The sequence below is a fragment of the Phocaeicola vulgatus ATCC 8482 genome, from assembly GCF_000012825.1.
Lineage (GTDB): Bacteria > Bacteroidota > Bacteroidia > Bacteroidales > Bacteroidaceae > Phocaeicola > Phocaeicola vulgatus.
Genome location: NC_009614.1, coordinates 4,990,705 through 5,008,811, shown reverse-complemented (window position 1 = coordinate 5,008,811; position 18,107 = coordinate 4,990,705). Strand labels below are relative to the sequence as shown.

The 18,107-nt window shown below is 40.4% G+C and carries 17 protein-coding genes; 10 read left to right on the top strand and 7 right to left on the bottom strand.

Features of this window, described 5'->3' with window-relative positions; translation table 11 throughout:
• Positions 1 to 551: 551 nt before the first annotated feature.
• The 4 genes from BVU_RS20415 to BVU_RS20400 form a co-directional block, all read right to left on the bottom strand.
• Complete coding sequence (locus BVU_RS20415) at positions 552 to 3,812, bottom strand: S41 family peptidase (protein WP_005847082.1); 3,261 nt, start codon at positions 3,810 to 3,812, stop codon at positions 552 to 554.
• A gap of 29 nt (positions 3,813 to 3,841) precedes the next feature.
• Positions 3,842 to 4,108: a hypothetical protein gene (locus BVU_RS20410; protein ID WP_005847085.1), complete on the bottom strand. Its 267-nt coding sequence runs from the start codon at positions 4,106 to 4,108 to the stop codon at positions 3,842 to 3,844.
• A 2-nt stretch (positions 4,109 to 4,110) separates the two neighbouring features.
• Positions 4,111 to 4,467 (bottom strand): phage holin family protein, encoded by a 357-nt coding sequence (locus tag BVU_RS20405; RefSeq protein ID WP_005847087.1) that lies wholly within the window; start codon positions 4,465 to 4,467, stop codon positions 4,111 to 4,113.
• Positions 4,468 to 4,544: 77 nt separating this feature from the next.
• Entirely contained in the window at positions 4,545 to 4,742 is a 198-nt protein-coding gene (locus BVU_RS20400) for a YtxH domain-containing protein (RefSeq protein ID WP_005847090.1), read from the bottom strand.
• A gap of 210 nt (positions 4,743 to 4,952) precedes the next feature.
• On the opposite strand from BVU_RS20400, the gene BVU_RS20395 reads away from it, so the two are divergent.
• Positions 4,953 to 5,450 (top strand): SPOR domain-containing protein, encoded by a 498-nt coding sequence (locus BVU_RS20395; RefSeq protein WP_005847093.1) that lies wholly within the window; start codon positions 4,953 to 4,955, stop codon positions 5,448 to 5,450.
• 125 nt (positions 5,451 to 5,575) lie between these two features.
• Positions 5,576 to 6,535, top strand: a complete 960-nt coding sequence (locus BVU_RS20390) for a PCMD domain-containing protein (protein WP_005847095.1) — start codon at positions 5,576 to 5,578, stop codon at positions 6,533 to 6,535.
• Positions 6,536 to 6,867: 332 nt separating this feature from the next.
• Here the strand turns inward: BVU_RS20390 and BVU_RS20385 are convergent, their stop codons facing one another.
• Genes BVU_RS20385 through BVU_RS20375 form a run of 3 tightly spaced genes read right to left on the bottom strand, consistent with a single transcriptional unit; the run spans position 6,868 to position 10,103 of the window.
• Entirely contained in the window at positions 6,868 to 7,962 is a 1,095-nt protein-coding gene (locus BVU_RS20385) for an OmpA family protein (protein ID WP_005847098.1), read from the bottom strand.
• Positions 7,963 to 8,005: 43 nt separating this feature from the next.
• Positions 8,006 to 8,854, bottom strand: coding sequence for a DUF3869 domain-containing protein (locus tag BVU_RS20380; protein ID WP_012056000.1), 849 nt, complete (start codon positions 8,852 to 8,854; stop codon positions 8,006 to 8,008).
• 10 nt (positions 8,855 to 8,864) lie between these two features.
• Positions 8,865 to 10,103 carry a hypothetical protein gene (locus tag BVU_RS20375; protein WP_008782197.1) on the bottom strand — a complete coding sequence of 413 codons (1,239 nt, stop codon included), beginning with the start codon at positions 10,101 to 10,103 and terminating at the stop codon, positions 8,865 to 8,867.
• A 206-nt stretch (positions 10,104 to 10,309) separates the two neighbouring features.
• Here BVU_RS20375 and ruvX point away from each other — a divergent pair, with 206 nt between their 5' ends.
• The 8 genes from ruvX (at position 10,310) to BVU_RS20335 (ending at position 18,085) form a co-directional block, all read left to right on the top strand.
• On the top strand, positions 10,310 to 10,729 hold the full coding sequence (ruvX, locus tag BVU_RS20370) for a Holliday junction resolvase RuvX (RefSeq protein WP_005847104.1): 420 nt from the start codon (positions 10,310 to 10,312) through the stop codon (positions 10,727 to 10,729).
• 23 nt (positions 10,730 to 10,752) lie between these two features.
• On the top strand, positions 10,753 to 11,307 hold the full coding sequence (def, locus tag BVU_RS20365) for a peptide deformylase (RefSeq protein ID WP_005847106.1): 555 nt from the start codon (positions 10,753 to 10,755) through the stop codon (positions 11,305 to 11,307).
• Between the two features lie 72 nt (positions 11,308 to 11,379).
• Complete coding sequence (locus BVU_RS20360; RefSeq protein WP_005847108.1) at positions 11,380 to 13,389, top strand: tetratricopeptide repeat protein; 2,010 nt, start codon at positions 11,380 to 11,382, stop codon at positions 13,387 to 13,389.
• 80 nt (positions 13,390 to 13,469) lie between these two features.
• Positions 13,470 to 15,410 (top strand): threonine--tRNA ligase, encoded by a 1,941-nt coding sequence (gene thrS, locus BVU_RS20355; RefSeq protein WP_008782199.1) that lies wholly within the window; start codon positions 13,470 to 13,472, stop codon positions 15,408 to 15,410.
• A 115-nt stretch (positions 15,411 to 15,525) separates the two neighbouring features.
• Positions 15,526 to 16,122, top strand: a complete 597-nt coding sequence (gene infC / locus BVU_RS20350) for a translation initiation factor IF-3 (RefSeq protein WP_005847112.1) — start codon at positions 15,526 to 15,528, stop codon at positions 16,120 to 16,122.
• A 71-nt stretch (positions 16,123 to 16,193) separates the two neighbouring features.
• Positions 16,194 to 16,391: a 50S ribosomal protein L35 gene (rpmI, locus tag BVU_RS20345; RefSeq protein ID WP_005851390.1), complete on the top strand. Its 198-nt coding sequence runs from the start codon at positions 16,194 to 16,196 to the stop codon at positions 16,389 to 16,391.
• 111 nt (positions 16,392 to 16,502) lie between these two features.
• On the top strand, positions 16,503 to 16,853 hold the full coding sequence (gene rplT / locus BVU_RS20340; RefSeq protein WP_005847114.1) for a 50S ribosomal protein L20: 351 nt from the start codon (positions 16,503 to 16,505) through the stop codon (positions 16,851 to 16,853).
• Between the two features lie 464 nt (positions 16,854 to 17,317).
• A complete protein-coding gene (locus tag BVU_RS20335; protein WP_012055999.1) occupies positions 17,318 to 18,085 on the top strand; it encodes an EFR1 family ferrodoxin in 768 nt (255 codons plus the stop codon).
• Positions 18,086 to 18,107 lie beyond the last annotated feature (22 nt).

Below are 18,107 nucleotides of genomic sequence, written 5' to 3'. Positions count from 1 at the left end.
TGTGACTAAGTTTAATTACAGTAGTGGTTAAAGTTAACTACAATAGTGATTAGACTTAATTACATTCGTGATTAACAGATATTGAACTTTTAATCGTCAAAGAAGAACAGTATGATACAAACTACGACACCGTTATTTATGCCGTTTGTGCAAGGAAGAAAAACTGAAAAAACAGGGGGCTTACCAAATAACCGGTTTATAGGCTTGTGAATGTATATTATATTGTGAATGAGTGTCTTAAGAGATGAGAATGAGGAATAAGGAGTGAGGGTAATGACTTTACAATGAGTGGGTTATAGTTGGAAATGAGGGCATGAGTGGGAACAACTTATAGAGCATCATTATGACATATTTAAGTATGCTCAGCATAGATGCCCCATACATTATCTTGCTGTAATGTATAAAAAAGAGCCGTATCATTACTTGGGAGTAGAGTTGATACGGCTCTTTTTATGGCTGATAAAGGGTGTCAAAGTATCCTCGGATGAAAAGTCCTTTTCCTCAAAGGTTGTGTTTTGACACCTTTTTCTTTTTATCAGGATGGGATTGTTTTATTTCTTTTCCCCTATTGTTTTCAGCATTTCTTGTACGGCTGCTTCCAACTGCTGGTCTTCACCTGCCAATGCCTTTTCTGGAGTATTATAAACTTCAATGTCTGGAGAAAGTTGGTGATTTTCCGCATATTGTCCACGCATATCCATACAACCCACCTGAGGAATACCGAACACAATACTCGGGTCGATCTGGTTTTCCCACCATACGGCAGTCATTGTGCCCGGAACCGGAGCACCAATCAGTTTGCCTATCTTTAATTCCTTGTAAACCCATGGGAAGCCATGTGCGTTACTGTAATTGTCCTCGCATACCAATACGCAGGATGGCTTGAGCCATTTATTGAATGGGTCGCTGCCTATGTATTGTCCGCGTGGAACGAAACGCTGATATTCCTTGCCGCTTAATAAAGTGGCCAAGTCATCATGTAGCCATCCGCCTCCATTGTGGCGTGTGTCTACAATAATAGCTTCTTTGTTGCGGCAGCGTCCCAATACTTCACTATATACTTCGCGGAAACTTTGACTGTCCATGCCTTTTACGTGTACATAGCCGATGCGGTCTTCGGATAACTTATCGACTATATTGCGGCAACGTTCTACCCAACGTTTGTACAGCAAGTTACTTTGTTCGCCCATGCTGATAGCTTTGATGGTGATATCAAAACGTTTGCCGGTAGCCGGATTATATATGGCCAGTAACACTTTTCTTCCGGCTTTGCCTTCCAGCAGCGGGAAGTAGTCTTGCCCTTTCACGATAGGTTTGCCGTCAATTTTCTCGATGATGCAACCGGGAGTAACATCCGTTTTTTTCACGGCAAATGGGCCTTTTGCCAATATTTCTTTAATTTTTAACCCGTCACCATCATAAGTTTCGTCATAGAATACTCCTAGGGTCGCTGTGGATAGTATAGGGCCGTTTGAGTAGTAACGTGCTCCGGTGTGCGAACCGTTTAACTCACCCAGCATTTCACTCAGCATTTCCTGAAAATCATAATTGTTATTGATGTATGGAAGAAAGCGTGCGTATGCTTCGTGATAGCCTTTCCAGTCTACTCCGTGCAGATCTTTTACATAGAATTTATCTTCTACTTGTTGCCATACATGATCGAAAATATATTCGCGTTCACCATAGGGTTGGTAGTCGAAGAAAGCTTCGAATTCTACAGGTTTGGTTTCACCACTGCTGACAGTGACTTTCTTGATACCACCTTGGCTGCAAAGGAACAGATTCTCGCCTTTCTTATCAGGAAGCAGGGCTCCGCCACCGACTTTTTTCATGACGATTTTAGTCTTGTTTTCTTTAAGATCGTGTTCCCATAAATCATATCCGCTTTCGAAGGCTGCTTGATAATATAGTTTGTCACCCTTCGGAGTTAATACAGCATCTCCCAATCGTGAAGAATTTACAGTCAGACGAATCACACGGTCACGGCTGTTTTCAAGGTCGAAAACCAGTGGCTTTACTTCCTTCTTGTCATCTTCTTTCTTGGAGTCTTTCTTTTTATCTTTTTTATGATCGGCCTTCTCCTTCTCTTCACTCTTCTCTTTGTCTTTCTTTTCCGAGTCTTCCAGCAAGGCAAGCTCTTCCTTGCTCATTCTGAAACGGTCGTATGCGTCCAGGTCGAAGAACATGATATAGATATCCGCTTCAGCACCCCAGCTTCCGTGACTGCGGAATCCTGCGCGGTCACTTTCCCAAATCATGGCTTTTCCATCCAATACCCATTTGGCATTGCCGTCACTGTATCCACTTTCGGTCAGATTATGAATTTCTCCGTTACCAGATGCGTTGACCAGTGCAACATCCTTGTTATTCCATCCGCCAATACCTATGTAGTTGGTAAGAATCCATTTGCTGTCCGGACTCCATTGATACCATTGGTCGCCGTCACTATAAGAATATTCGTACTTGCCGTCCATGACGGTGCGTACAGCTTTTGATTTCAGATTCAGAACACGGATGGTAGTACGGTTTTCAAGAAAGGCTACTTCTTTGCCGTCAGGACTGTATTGAGGTTGGAATGAAGTGATATCCGAATTGGTCAGTCTTTCCTCTTTGATATCGGTTGCGTAAGCGAACTGTTTTTCTTCCTTTTTAGCTAGACTGGTTTGATAAATCTGCCATAATCCGTTTCTTTCGGCAGCGTAAACAATACTTCTTCCGTCCGGAGAAAAGTGAATATCGCGTTCCTGTTGCGGAGTATTGGTGATTTGTTTGGTAGTGCTGTATTCTGTTGATGTGACATATACATCTCCGCGTAGTACAAAAGCAATTTCCTTTGCATCGGGCGAAAGGGATATCTCTGTTGCTCCGCTACGCTTGATCTGGCGGATGAGATCTTTGTCGTTCTTGTCGGTGACAATGGAAATCTGAACTTTTTGCGGAATGGCACCTTCTTTTACCGTGTAGATTTCGCCATCATATCCATAGCATAATGTTCCATTGGAGGCAGCACTCAGGAAGCGTACCGGATGTTTGGTATGGTTGGTAATTTGTTTGGATGTATTACCGTCAATATCACGTTTGAAAATATTAAATGAGCCTTTTTCCTCACTTAAATAATAGAATGATTTATCATCTGAAGCCCAAACGGGAGTGCGGTCCTCACCATTGAAAGCAGTTTGTTTGCGAAAGGTACGGTTTCCATTCAGAGAACACAGCCAAATATCGCGGGTAATGGATGAAGTGTGATGTTTACGCCAAGGGTCTTCATATCCTTTTTTGTCATGGTAGAGTAAAGTATTGCCTGTATGATTGATACTGATATCTTCCATCGGCATGGAAGAGAAGAGGATGGGGCGTCCGCCTTCGGTATTGACTTCATATACTTGTTGGAATTGTCCGGAGGGGAATTGTGCGTCTTCTGCTGTTGGCATTATATTGGCTAGAAACAGAATGTGTCCGGCATCTTTATAAGCCACCGGTGTTTCATTACCCGAATGGGTAGTTAATCTTTTGGGGATACCCCCTTCCTTGTTTACCTCAAAAATATCCATACTTCCCATTCGGTCTGATGCGAAAGCAATTTTTTTTCCGTCAGGGCTCCAGATGGGTTTGGTGTCGTGGGCAGGGTTGGTTGTAATCTGACTGGCCCTGCCGCCTGTAGAGGGTACTGTGTAGATGTCACCTTTATAGGTGAATGCGATGGTGGTTCCATCCGGAGAAATGGCACAATAACGCATCCATAATGGATTGTCCTGTGCATACGTGGAAATTGACAACAAAATTGCCGCCACACCTAGTAGCTGTCTTTTCATGTGGATAAAATGTTGTGGTTAATACTAAGTTATTTCTTTTTTTTCAGGAAATATCCTCTGATTCTTTGCATGATCTTGATACCGGTCCGTACTCCGTCATAAACGGCGATTCCTGTATTGATATGTTGCATAATGCCTTCTACGCCTCCTTTGTGTTCTACAGGCGCAAAAAGTTCATGTATGGTTTGTACCATTTCTTTTTTAGCTTGCTGTACTTCTTCCAACTTCTCAGCTTTTCGTTGTGCTATCACTTCCAAAGTGATGATGGGCGTTTTATTAGGAGTATTCTCTTTCATAATCAGTTGTCATTTAAAAGCAAGTTGGCAAGGAAATTTACCATAGGCTGAACAATCAGCCGTTTGCGGAATAAAACGATTAACAGAATCAGCAGAATAATGCATCCGGTAATGATTCCATAACTGGCCATAAGCCCGCCTACATGAGGTGCGAGTACATAGGCCAATGTAAATGATAAGTAGAAAAGGGCGATAATACCTAATATCAATAATATAAAGACAAGGATGAGGGTTGATATCAGTATAGTAAGTTTTTCTACTAAATGTAGTTTTACATAATCCTTTTGTAACTCTGCGTACTTTTTAAGCTCTGCCAGAAGTTGTTGCAGATTATCTATATTTTTATCGTTTGCAAACATGCGTGGAGTTTTGATTTAAAAATTATTGTCATTCCGGACTTGTATCCGGAATGACAATACACTTTTGTGGGCGTTGCTTATTCTTTTACCTCGGCTGCAATTTCATCGACCAGATTTTCCATATCTGTGCGACTTAATTTGATACCTCTTTTACGTAAAGCATCAGCAATTTTGCTACGAGTGTCTTCTCCGCTTTCAGGAGCAAATAAAATACCGGCTGCTGCACCAACTACGGCTCCGCCTAGGAATGCAGCTAAAATACTTAATCCTTTCATAGTTTTTTGTTTTTTGTACCTTACAAATCTAACAAATAAAACTGAATGTTGTTGTTTATTTTGTCTATTTTTGAATAGAAATTGGAGATTCTTCTCTGATTAACTAAATTTAACTCCGTTCTTGCTGTGAAAGCTGTTGATATATTGCTACTTTTGCACCAATATAATGGAATTAAACTAGAGTATTAATTTATAAAAGATTGAGTAATCATGAAAAAATTAGTTGTGTTGGGTATGGGATTGTGCGTAGCCTTGGCATTTTCCTCATGTAAATCTAGCGAAAGTGCTTACAAGAAGGCTTATGAAAAGGCAAAACAACAGGAATTGGCTGAAGCTCCTGCCGATCAGGTAGAAGCGACTCCGGTTGAAGCTGCTCCGGTAGTATCTGCCCCCGTGACAACTGCTCCTGTTGCCGGTCCGGTTCGCGAAGAGAAAGTAGAACTGGTTTCAGGTGACGGCTTAAAAGCATATAGTGTAGTATGTGGTAGCTTTGGCGTGAAAGCGAATGCGGAAGGTCTGAAACAATATTTGGATGGTCAAGGCTATAATGCCAAAGTGGTTTATAATGCTGAAAGAAATACGTATCGCGTTATAGCATCTTCATACGATGACCGTGCGGAGGCTACTCAGGCAAAGGAGGAATTTAAGGCAAAATATCCTAACCGTGACGATTTCCAAAAGGCATGGTTACTATATAGAGTATATTAATGATTTCTTTTTGGTAAATTAAGAAGAAAATATAGTCTATTTTTCTTTATTAAAAGCGGCAACTTCACAGTTGCCGCTTTTTTTTATAGCTTTGCTGGTTCTAAACAACAATAAAAACTAAGGGTATGAAATATTATGGCAGATTATCGGTCGCTGCTCTTTTGGCTATAGCACCGCTGTATGGCTTTGCCCAGGAAAAGGTGGTACCTATAAAATACGGAGATATGGATCAGTGGATAATCCGTAAGGTTCATGAATCCGGTGTTATAGGCGGCAATACCAAACTTCTTTATGAGATAGGCCCTACAAAGGAAATAGATGGTAACAAACCTTATAAGAATATGGGAGGGTCTCCTTGGGGAACCTCTAATGTGATGGCTAAGGTAGTGGGCATTGTTAAAACAAATAATTCTGTTTACAGGGACAAACGGGACAATGGATATTGTGCTCGTCTGGAAACGCATATAGAGAGCGTCAAGGTATTGGGAATGGTGAATATTACTGTATTGGCAGCCGGATCCATTTATTTGGGCGATATGCTGGAGCCGATAACAGGAACCAAGAATGCTGAGAAGAATATGAATTGGGGAGTTCCTTTTACCCAACGTCCCAAAGCTGTCCGTTATGATTATAAGGTAAAGATGTCTGGTGAGAAAGATCGTATCCGGTTGACAGGCTTCAGCAAGAAAGGTCAGGTGGCAGGGCAGGATTGTGCGATAACTGTTTTCTTTTTGCAAAAACGTATGGAGGACGCTGAAGGAAATATTACTGCGAAGAGGGTAGGAACTATGGTGGTGAAGTATGATAAGGACTCGGATGGTTGGGTGAATGGTGCTACTTATGAAGTGCTGTATGGTGATATAACCAAGCATCCGTCTTATGATCATGAAACGATGGGGTTGAGAGAGAGAGATTATACTAGAAATAGTAAGGGAGAAAGTGTCTTGATTAAAGAAACAGGATGGGCGGAGGTCAATGAGAATCCTACCCACATGATACTGCAATTTTCGTCCAGTCATGGGGGAGCTTTTATCGGTTCTCCCGGAAATACGCTTTGGGTTGACAATGTGAAGCTGGTCTATTGAAGATAAGTAAATGCTTTTGTTTGTGTAATGTTGCAGGTGCAAGATATATATCTTGCACCTGCAACATTATATGCCCTTTGCTTATATATCCTGGGAGTATTTTAAAAAAGCTTTTTGTTTGTGATATAGCCCGGTATCTTGTTACAAGATTCGGTAAATGCTGCCTCTGGTTTCCAGAATTGTATAGCCAAGATTCGTAGATTCTTGTTATACGGTTTGTTTGCTGTTGCTGCTTATGTGATTAAAAATGCAGTTGAAGAAAAAAAGAGGGAGCATCGTTTGTTACGATACCCCCTTCTTTAATTTATCAGAGTTTTATCAGGTAGCAATGATTATTTTACTTCCAGAATAACTACGCGGTTCAGATAGTTCTTGCCAAACATGTTGTCTGTTCCACCCATAGCAACTTTTTCAAGTTGGCTTTCTTTTACGCCTTCTGCAACCAATGCATCGTAAACAGCCTGAGCACGTTTTTCAGACAAAGTCTGGTTGAATGAAGCAGATCCTGTAGCTTTATCAGCGAAGCCTGCGATTTTGTACTTGGCGTTAGGATTAGCTTTGATAGCTTTAGCCATTAACTGTACATTAACCATACCTTCCGAACTGATTTTTGCTTTACCGATCTTGAAGAAGATAGCAACTTCTGCAGCGCTAGGAACTTCTTTAATCACTTCCTTGACTACTTCTTTCGGAACTTCACGAACCACTTCCTTGATCACTTCTTTTTCTACTACACGGTCTTCAACTTTAGCAAACTTCTTGCCGCCAAAAGTATAGCTTACACCTGCTGTGATCATACCTGTACCTTCTGCCTTACGGTGATCGCTGATGTTACCGAAGATTGAAGGAGCGATTGCACCACGAGCTTCAACATCGATAGCCCATTTATTGTTTAAGTTAAACTTTAAACCTAAACCGGCAGAAGCGCCTATACGAGCTTTAGCTTTTGCTTCACCGGATGTAGAAACACCAGTTCTTTCACCTGTGTTGCCATCGTAAGTATAAACAACATTTGCAGATTTTGCAACAGATAACTGAGGACCTACAAAACCATAAACTTCAAAGAAACGGTTAGGATTAGCGCCTGCAAATAAAGATGACAAGTTTACCATTGCATCAATATTCGCTCCAACATAGTTCTTGTTGTGTTCGTGATAGCCAATTTCTTGTAAACATAAACTTTGCCATATTCCGTTCACTTGACCGCGTATTCCCCAAGTCGGAGTAATATATTTACCAAGCGAAATACTGAAATTCGGAGATATTCTGTTAAATCCATCGTTTGCTACAGAGTGTATACCACCACCTACGCTAATAAAAATATTATCGCTCCATTTCGGAGTATAATAATTAGTTTCTTGTGCTTTAATTGTTGTTGCACATACGCCTGCCAATAATAAAGACAGGGTTAAAAATTTATATTTCATTATATTATGTTTTTAGTGATTAAATCAAAATATTAACTGGCTATTAGTCTGCAATAATAATACCACCACCGGCATTGCTGTCATCTCCATGTCCATGACCGTGGCCGTGACTTGGAGCATGTCCATGACCCGGTATTTGCTCATTTTTAGGAGAAACTATAGTATTGTAAGAATCGACTGTGAAGCTTGCAACAGGATTTCCATCTCTTTTAGGTGATTTTTCGATTATCTGATAAACAGATGTTGTTTTCATATAGTCCACAAAAACACTAAAACGAGAATGTGCTAATACCTGTACATCATTTAGAGTCACTTTGTCTTCTCGGACACCTTTATTATAAGCATCTATAATGTTCTTTATTTCGCTGTCGTCTCCCTCATAATCGTTCTTTATAACTTCACTACCTTCTTTTTTAGTGTAAGTTACTGTAATGTAATACCAATAATCACTGGTATTATTCTTGAACCCACTGTGTTTAGTTGTTTCTATTTGAGAATTACTACTTTCTTCTTGTGCAAAGAAATTCTCGCTTAAGATAATAGTAACTTCTTTTGCACCGAATTGACCTGCTTTTAGTGCAGGAATAGTAACTGATGCAGAACCAGTCATTCCCTTGTATTTTGCATTTATATTAATGGATTCACTAGCTAGTTCAGGTGTACCTTCGTAGGTTCCGTTACCTTTACTGAAAGAAATTTCTGCACTTTGAGTTACATCTGTACCTGTAGTCGCATCAATAACCACGGGGGTTATAATAAATTTTGCATTTACGGGGGTAACCTCAATTCCAATATTTTCCTTCTCACAAGAAGTAAACATTGTTGTTGTCAATGCTACTATGGCCAGTGCCAATTTAGCACTTAAACCACTTAAAAATTTGTTTTTTTTCATCTCGATAAAATTAAAATTTTAATAATTCTGATTTAATAAAATATGGATTAAAACTATTACTTTCCATTATGTTGTCACTCGTTTCAGCTTTATATTGTTTATAATATTTTCGTTCATTTCCTGCGTTATAAATAATTCCCATATTATTTGAGAAGTTTACACGCGGTATATATTTATGTCTTTTGTTTTTATAAAAAGGAAGCGCGACTTGAAACCTGAATCCACCATTACTGTTGGCATGTTCTGCTTTCATTGCGTAAAAACCTATGGACGCATATCGGAAATGACGTATCATTTCAAACTTGATACCTTTTTCTCCTAATAAATATCTTTCTCCTTTTAAGCTAAATTGTGTATTATATCTCGGCCAATAAAAGTTTCCTCCAATTGTCCATGTTGTTGTCATTTTCGTATCATAATGTAGCTTGAAGCCATTCCAATAACCTATACCTACATAACCAATACGTGCTTCTATAGAGAAACGTTCGTCTTTAAACGGATAAAACAATGATAAATCACTTCCCCATCTGTCTGCATTAAAATAGCCTATAGTTGCTTTCCCATATATATTATATGGCAGACGGAAACGCTGGGAAAGGGTTATATGTCCCGGATGAACTTTATCTTCCAATATCCCATATCCATCGTTATACACAGGTATCTTTATCTGTCCTGTTAACTTACTTCCTGGCCATAAGGAAACTTCAATAGCTGGGCTTAAGTCAAATAACACCTGATATATTTGTGTAATAATCATATTCATATATGATAATTGAGGATATACCATAATATCTACTTTAAACAGCGAACTGTTCTTTTTCTTTTCTTTCTTCACCTTGTCCCAACTGTCACCTATATCATAACTGACTTTCCAGTCTTCACCGCTTACCACTGTTGTGTCACCGGCAAGAGGCTGATAGGTCAGTGAGACCTGAGGTATATTATAGTTGGTAACAATCAACTTACAAGATTTGTCCTTGGGTAATCCCATCGACTGTATGATATCTACAGCCTTTCTGATGCCCAACGCTTGAATTTTGTAAGCACTGTTTTCAACCACATAAACTCTTTCTTCAGGAGTATCTGTCCATCTTACATTTTCAAATCCCATTTTTACAAGACTGTCTGTTGTTAATTCTCCTGTTGATTGGCTGAAACTTTTTAATGGAATCATAACAAGCAACAATATAGCTATACAATACAACAAACATCTATATGAAACTCCTTTGGAAGAGCTCTGATTTTTCATTTTATAACAAATACCTGTTTCGATTTAACAATTATGCGGCCTCTACGTTAAACCACATATTCGGTGCAAAAATAAGTACTATTTTTTAAATAGCAAATAAAATTAAACGAAATGAATCATTCCTTTTGAAAAAACAGTTGAAAAAGCATATTTTAATCTTTATATATAAAATAGGTATGGAATAAATTTGTATTTTTGCAAACTATATGAGTAGAATATTAGCGATAGATTACGGTAAAAAGCGCACAGGTGTGGCTGTGACGGATGTTTTGCAGATTATTGCAAACGGGTTGACGACTGTTCCTACACACCAACTACTGGACTTTATTCTGAAATATGTGGAAAAAGAGCCTGTGGAACGCATCATTGTGGGGCATCCTAAGCAAATGAATAATCAGGAGTCGGAAAATATGCGTAATATTGTCCCTTTTGTCAATCAACTAAGAAAAAAAATACCGGATATACCGGTAGAGTTTGTTGACGAGCGGTTTACGTCCGTATTGGCCCACCAAGCCATGTTGGATGGAGGCTTGAAGAAAAAAGACAGGCAGAACAAAGCCTTGGTTGATGAAATCAGTGCTACGATAATCTTACAGTCTTATTTGGAGTCGAAGAAATATATTTAATAAATAAAAACAGATTAAGAAAAATGATATTACCTATTTATGTGTACGGACAACCGGTGTTGCGTAAAGAAGCAGAGGATATTACCCCGGATTACCCTAATTTGAAAGAGTTGATAGCAAATATGTTTGAAACCATGAATCGTGCAGATGGTGTGGGCTTGGCTGCTCCGCAAATAGGTCTGCCTATTCGTGTTGTAACTATTGATTTGGATGTGATGTCTGATGACTTGCCCGAATTCAAGGATTTCCGCCGTGCCTATATAAATCCTCATATTTTAGAAGTGGGTGGAGAGGAAGTCAGCATGGAAGAAGGTTGTTTGAGTTTGCCCGGTATTCATGAAGCGGTGAAACGTCCGGACCGTATTCATGTGACTTATTTGGATGAGGAACTGAAAGAACATGATGAGTGGGTGGAAGGTTATTTGGCAAGGGTCATGCAGCATGAATTTGATCATCTGGACGGAAAAATGTTCATTGATCATTTGTCTGCATTACGCAAACAGATGATTAAAGGAAAGCTGGGGGCCATGCTGAAGGGCAAGGCGCGTTGCTCCTATAAGGTCAAGACTATAAAATGATAACTCCGCAATTTTGATCTATGCGCCACCAGTGGCGCATTTGTGGGAAAACCGTATTTTTATAAATACAAAATGATAAAACGGATACTCTATACATTATTAATAATGTTCCCTGTAGTGGCTTCGGCACAGATAAATACGGACAGGGTGATGGCGATAGGGCGTAATGCGCTTTATTTTGAGGATTATGTCCTTTCGATTCAATATTTCAATCAGGTGATTAATGCAAAGCCTTATTTGTCTGATCCTTATTTCTATAGAGGTCTGGCGAAGATAAATTTGGATGATTTTCAGGGGGCGGAGAGTGATTGTTCGGAGGCTATTGAGAGGAATCCGTTTGTGGTAAGTGCTTACCAGGTGCGTGGATTGGCACGGATCCAGCAGAATAATTTTGCGGGAGCTATAGAAGATTATACCAAGGCGTTGGAGTTTGATCCTGAGAACATAGGGGTATGGCATAATATGGCCCTTTGCCGTATCAGACAGGAGGATTATAAGGGGGCGAAGAATGATCTGGATAAGCTGATCGCCATTTCCCCCCGATATACAAAGGCCTATTTGATGCGTGGTGAGGTGGATTTGAAGCAGAAAGATACTTTGGCTGCCGAAAAAGACTTTGGCAAGGCGATTGAAATAGACCGTTATGATGCAGATACATGGGCCAGCCGTGCTATCCTTCGTCTGCAACAGCAGAGATATAAAGATGCGGAAGCCGATTTTGATCATGCCATCCGTCTGTCCACCCGGAATTCAGGTGTTTATATCAACCGTGCTTTGGCCCGTTACCATCAGAATAACCTGAGAGGAGCGATGAGTGACTATGATATTGCATTGGATATTGATCCCAATAATTTCATCGGCCATTATAACCGGGGCTTGTTACGTGCACAAGTAGGCGATGACAACCGGGCTATTCAAGACTTTAATTTTGTTATCGAAATGGAGCCCGACAATATGATGGCTATTTTCAACCGTGGTCTGTTGTTGGATCAGACAGGAGATTATAAAGGGGCAATTAAAGATTATTCTACGGTGATAAATGAATATCCCAATTTCTTGCTGGGATATCAGTACAGAGCGCAGGCGCGTAGGAAAATAGGGGATGTGAAAGGTGCTGATGCAGATGAATTCAAGGTGTTGAAAGCACAGCTGGATAAACAGAACGGAGTAGATCCTAATAAGCAGACTGCCGATAATACGGAGAATAATAAAACCCGTAAGAAGTCCGACAAGAACATGAACAACTATCGTAAGATAGTGGTTGCCGACAACGAAGAGGGAGAAGAAAAATATAAGAGTGACTATCGTGGACGCGTGCAGGATAAGAATGTGAATATTGTTCCCCAGCCCATGTTCGTGCTTACCTATTATGAAAAGCACGATGATGTGAAACGGCAGGTCAACTATTATAAGTTCATTGAAACATTGAATAATCAGAAAGTACTTCCCGGCCGTCTGATTATAACTAATGAGGAAGCTCCTCTGACGGAAGAACAAGCTACAAAACATTTTGCATCCATTGACGAACAGACTGCTGCCATTGTGGCTGATCCGAATGATGTGAACAAACGTTTTGCACGTTCATTGGACTTTTATCTGGTGCAGGATTTTGCAAGTGCCATTGAAGATTTGAATCAGGCTATTATTATAGAAGATCATTTCTTCCCGGTTTATTTCAACCGTGCTCTCATCCGTTATAAGCAGCTGGAATACCAGAAGATGGAAAAAGAGTATGATTTGAAAGCCGGTCCGGGAGAGAAGAGTGCCGTGAAAGCTGCGGACTATGAAATGGTAAAGCGCGATTTGGACAAGGTGATTGAGCTGGCTCCGGATTTTGTCTATGCTTATTATAATAGAGGTAATGTGCTTTCTATCTTGAAAGACTATCGTGCGGCAATTGTTGATTATGACAGAGCCATCCAGTTGGACCCTAAATTTGCGGATGCTTATTTCAATCGCGGCTTGACACATATTTTCTTGGGTAACAACAGGCAAGGTATACAGGACCTGAGTAAAGCAGGTGAGTTGGGGCTTTTCTCTGCTTACAATATCATCAAACGCTTTACGGAACGAAAAGAATAACATTTTTTTGCTAAAAAGAGGATAAGTCAAAAAGATTTCGTTATTTTTGCATCCTCAAGAAAGAATATAAATAGAAGATTATGATAAAGATAACATTCCCCGACGGCTCCGTTCGCGAATATAACGAAGGAGTTACTGGTCTGCAGATTGCAGAAAGTATCAGTTCACGGCTGGCACAAGATGTTTTAGCTTGTGGCGTGAACGGTGAAACGATTGATTTATCTCGCCCTATCAATGAAGATGCAAACTTCGTTCTTTATAAATGGGAAGACGAACAGGGCAAACATGCTTTCTGGCATACTAGTGCCCACTTGCTGGCCGAAGCATTGCAAGAACTTTATCCGGGCATTCAGTTTGGTATCGGTCCGGCCATTGAAAACGGTTTTTACTATGATGTAGACCCGGGTGAAGCAATCATTAAGGAAGCAGATCTACCCGCTATCGAGGCCAAGATGGCCGAGTTGGCTGCAAAGAAAGAGATATTGGTGCGTCAGAGCATCGCTAAAGAGGATGCGTTGAAGAAATTCGGTGAAAGAGGTGAGACTTATAAATGTGAATTGATTTCCGAACTGGAGGATGGACACATCACCACTTATACACAAGGTGCGTTTACCGACCTTTGCCGTGGTCCTCACTTGACCTCTACCGCTCCTATCAAAGCTATCAAGCTGCTTACTGTAGCCGGTGCTTATTGGAGAGGACAGGAAGACCGCAAGCAGATGACACGTATTTATGGTATAACTTTCCCGAAGAAGAAAATGCTGGACGAATATCTGGTAATGTTGGAAGAAGCCAAGAAACGCGACCATCGTAAGATAGGTAAGGAAATGGATTTGTTCATGTTTACCGATATGGTGGGCAAGGGACTTCCCATGTGGTTGCCGAAAGGTACTGCCTTGCGTATCCGTTTGCAGGATTTCTTGCGCCGTATCCAGGCCCGTTATGATTATCAGGAAGTAATGTGTCCGCCTATTGGCAACAAGAACCTGTATATCACTTCCGGACACTACGCCAAGTACGGTAAGGACTCGTTCCAGCCTATTCATACACCCGAAGAAGGGGAAGAATATTTCCTGAAACCGATGAACTGTCCTCATCACTGTATGATTTATAAGAATTCTCCACGTTCTTATAAGGACCTGCCGTTGCGTATCGCGGAATTCGGAACCGTATGCCGCTACGAACAAAGTGGTGAATTGCACGGACTGACCCGTGTGCGCAGTTTTACACAAGATGATGCTCACTTGTTCTGTCGTCCCGACCAAGTGAAGGAAGAATTCCTTCGCGTGATGGATATCATCAACATTGTGTTCAAGTCTATGAATTTTGAGAATGTGGAAGCTCAGATTTCTCTTCGTGACAAGGTGAACCGCGAAAAGTACATCGGTAGTGATGAGAATTGGGAAAAAGCCGAACAGGCCATTATTGAAGCTTGCGAAGAAAAAGGCCTGACTGCGAAAGTGGAATATGGTGAGGCTGCATTCTATGGTCCTAAATTGGACTTTATGGTGAAAGACGCTATCGGTCGTCGCTGGCAATTGGGAACAATTCAGGTAGACTACAACTTGCCCGAACGCTTCCAGTTGGAATATATGGGCTCAGATAACCAAAAGCATCGTCCGGTAATGATTCACCGTGCGCCTTTCGGATCAATGGAACGTTTTGTTGCCGTATTGATTGAGCATACTGCCGGTAAATTCCCGCTGTGGCTGACTCCTGACCAGGTAGCTATTCTGCCTATTTCTGAGAAATTCAATGAGTATGCGGAACAAGTGAAAGCGGAACTGAGAAAATTCGATGTTCGTGCTATTGTGGATGACCGTAATGAAAAAATCGGCCGTAAGATTCGTGACAATGAAATGAAGCGTATTCCTTACATGTTGATTGTAGGCGAGAAAGAAGCTGAAAACGGTGAAGTTGCAGTCCGCAAGCAGGGCGAAGGCGACAAAGGAACCATGAAAATAGAAGAATTCGGAAAAAATCTTGCCGAAGAAGTTTCTAATATGATAAATAAATGGTAACTTTGCAGCCGTTTGCAAAAGAGCGCATTGTTAAACCTTTATGTATTCTTTTGCGTTAAGATAAAGAAATACTAATTAAAATAAGAAGAAACAAACAGGAACTAAAAGTTTTTTAATGAAGAATGACAGTTTAAAAGGGCAACACAGAATCAATGAACAGATTCGTGCCAAAGAAGTCCGCATTGTGGGCGACGATGTAGAATCGGCAGTTTATCCGATAGCTCAAGCTTTAAAAATGGCTGAGGATCATGAGGCTGACCTAGTTGAAATTTCACCCAATGCTGTTCCTCCAGTTTGTAGAATTATTGATTATTCTAAATTTCTTTATCAATTAAAGAAACGTCAAAAGGAACAAAAGGCTAAACAGGTAAAGGTAAACGTAAAGGAAATCCGTTTCGGACCTCAAACAGATGATCATGACTACAACTTCAAGTTGAAACATGCCATCGGATTCTTGCAGGACGGAGACAAGGTGAAAGCATATGTGTTCTTTAAAGGTCGTTCCATTCTTTTCAAAGAACAAGGCGAAGTATTGTTGCTTCGTTTTGCGAATGACTTGGAAGAATATGCAAAAGTAGAGCAGATGCCCTTGTTGGAAGGTAAGAGAATGACTATTTCTTTGGCTCCGAAGAAAGCGGGCTCTCCGAAGAAGGCAGAAACGGATACTGCTAAAAAGGAAAATCCGAAAAAGGCAGTAGAAACAAAAGAATGAAAAAAGAGTGCGTAACGCGCCGGTATAGTGCGTTACCACCATTTGAATAATAATTTAAAATTAAAAACAAGATGCCAAAGATCAAGACTAACTCCGGTTCTAAAAAAAGATTCGTTCTTACCGGAACAGGTAAAATCAAAAGAAAGCACGCTTTTCACAGTCATATTTTGACTAAGAAGACTAAAAAGCAGAAAAGAAACCTTGTACACTCAGGTCTAGTAGCTAATGCTAACTTGGATCAGGTTAAGGAATTGCTTTGCATGAAGTAATCTAAAAACAACGAAAGCGTAAACGTATTATTTAAAGTATTAACCGAATGTCTTTAGCTTTAAGTTCACCGTGTGAAACAGTGGCGCTAACATTCAAAAAGAATTAAAACTATGCCAAGATCAGTAAATCATGTTGCTTCTAGAGCAAGAAGAAAGAAAATTTTAGGTCTTACCAAAGGTTACTTTGGTGCAAGAAAGAATGTATGGACAGTAGCAAAAAACACTTGGGAAAAAGGTTTGACCTACGCATACCGTGACCGTAAGAACAAGAAACGTAATTTCCGCGCTTTGTGGATTCAGCGTATCAACGCTGCCGCTCGTCTGGAAGGAATGTCTTATTCTAAATTGATGGGTGCATTGCACAAAGCAGGTATCGAAATCAACCGTAAGGTGTTAGCTGATTTAGCTATGAACCATCCGGAAGCATTCAAAGCAATTGTTGCTAAAGCAAAAGCTGCTTAATTCTTCTGTAAACGGCGATATAAAGATTTATGAAAGAGCAATCTCTACGAGGTTGCTCTTTTTTATTGCGGATGCCTTGTGATGTTTCCTTAATAAATGGAAACAACAATAAGCAGAATTACAGAGAGTTATTTTCTTGCTTATTATTTTTAACAAACAAATTCTGCTATACTCTTGTTTATATCATAAAAAGGACGTATATTTGTCATACGGAAAGAGATGAAAAGCGAGCCGCATTAGTTGGATTGGGAAACTCATCAAACTAATCTGAAAACCGAGACATAGCTTCATCTTCCAATGGCGGGCCACGCCTTCGGGTAGCATTTATGCCGGTGGATTACAAAGGAGGAGAGCACTCAAAACCTGTCATTCGGAGTTTCATCGCATCACTGGTGCGGCTTCATTATAAGGCGATGCTAATTCAAAAGATTAGCATCGCTTCTTTTTATAAAAATAGTACGGATATGATATTTTACTTTTCAGGTACAGGTAATTCGGCTTGGGTGGCAAGGCAGCTGGCGGAAGGACAGAATGAGGAATTGTTGTCCATAGCTATGGAAATAGACAGGAACAAAGCGTATAAGCTGAAAGAAGGGGAAAAAGTAGGTTTTGTTTTTCCTGTATATGCATGGGGACCTCCCAAGATAGTACTTCGTTTTATTCATCAGCTAAAGTTGGATAAGCCGGGATACCTTTTCTTTGTCTGTACTTGCGGAGATGATACAGGCCGGACTGCACAAATTTTTTCTTCTGCCGTTACCCGGAAAGGTTGGCAATGTGTTGCCGGCTATTCGGTTACTATGCCGAATACGTATGTTTCTTTGCCCGGTTTTGATGTAGATGATAAAGATATAGAAACCCAGAAAGTACAGAATGCTGTTGCCCGTGTGCGTTTTATCAACGAAGAAATTACATCAAGGGCTCAAATGAAACAATATAATTGTCATGAAGGTGCGCTTCCATTTACTAAATCCTATTTGCTGCGCCCTCTTTTCAATGCTTTTCTGATGTCTCCCAAGCCTTTTCATACAACGGAAGCCTGCATTGGTTGTAAGAAGTGTGAGAAGGTTTGTCCTGTGGGCAATATAACAGTGACGGATCGTCCCGTTTGGGGAGGTAACTGTACTCAATGTCTGGCTTGTTACCATGTTTGTCCGGTACATGCAGTGGAATATGGAAAGATGACCGGGAAAAAAGGACAATACAAAGGAAGGTTGCTGAAAGATTTATAGATACACATTAAATAATCCATTG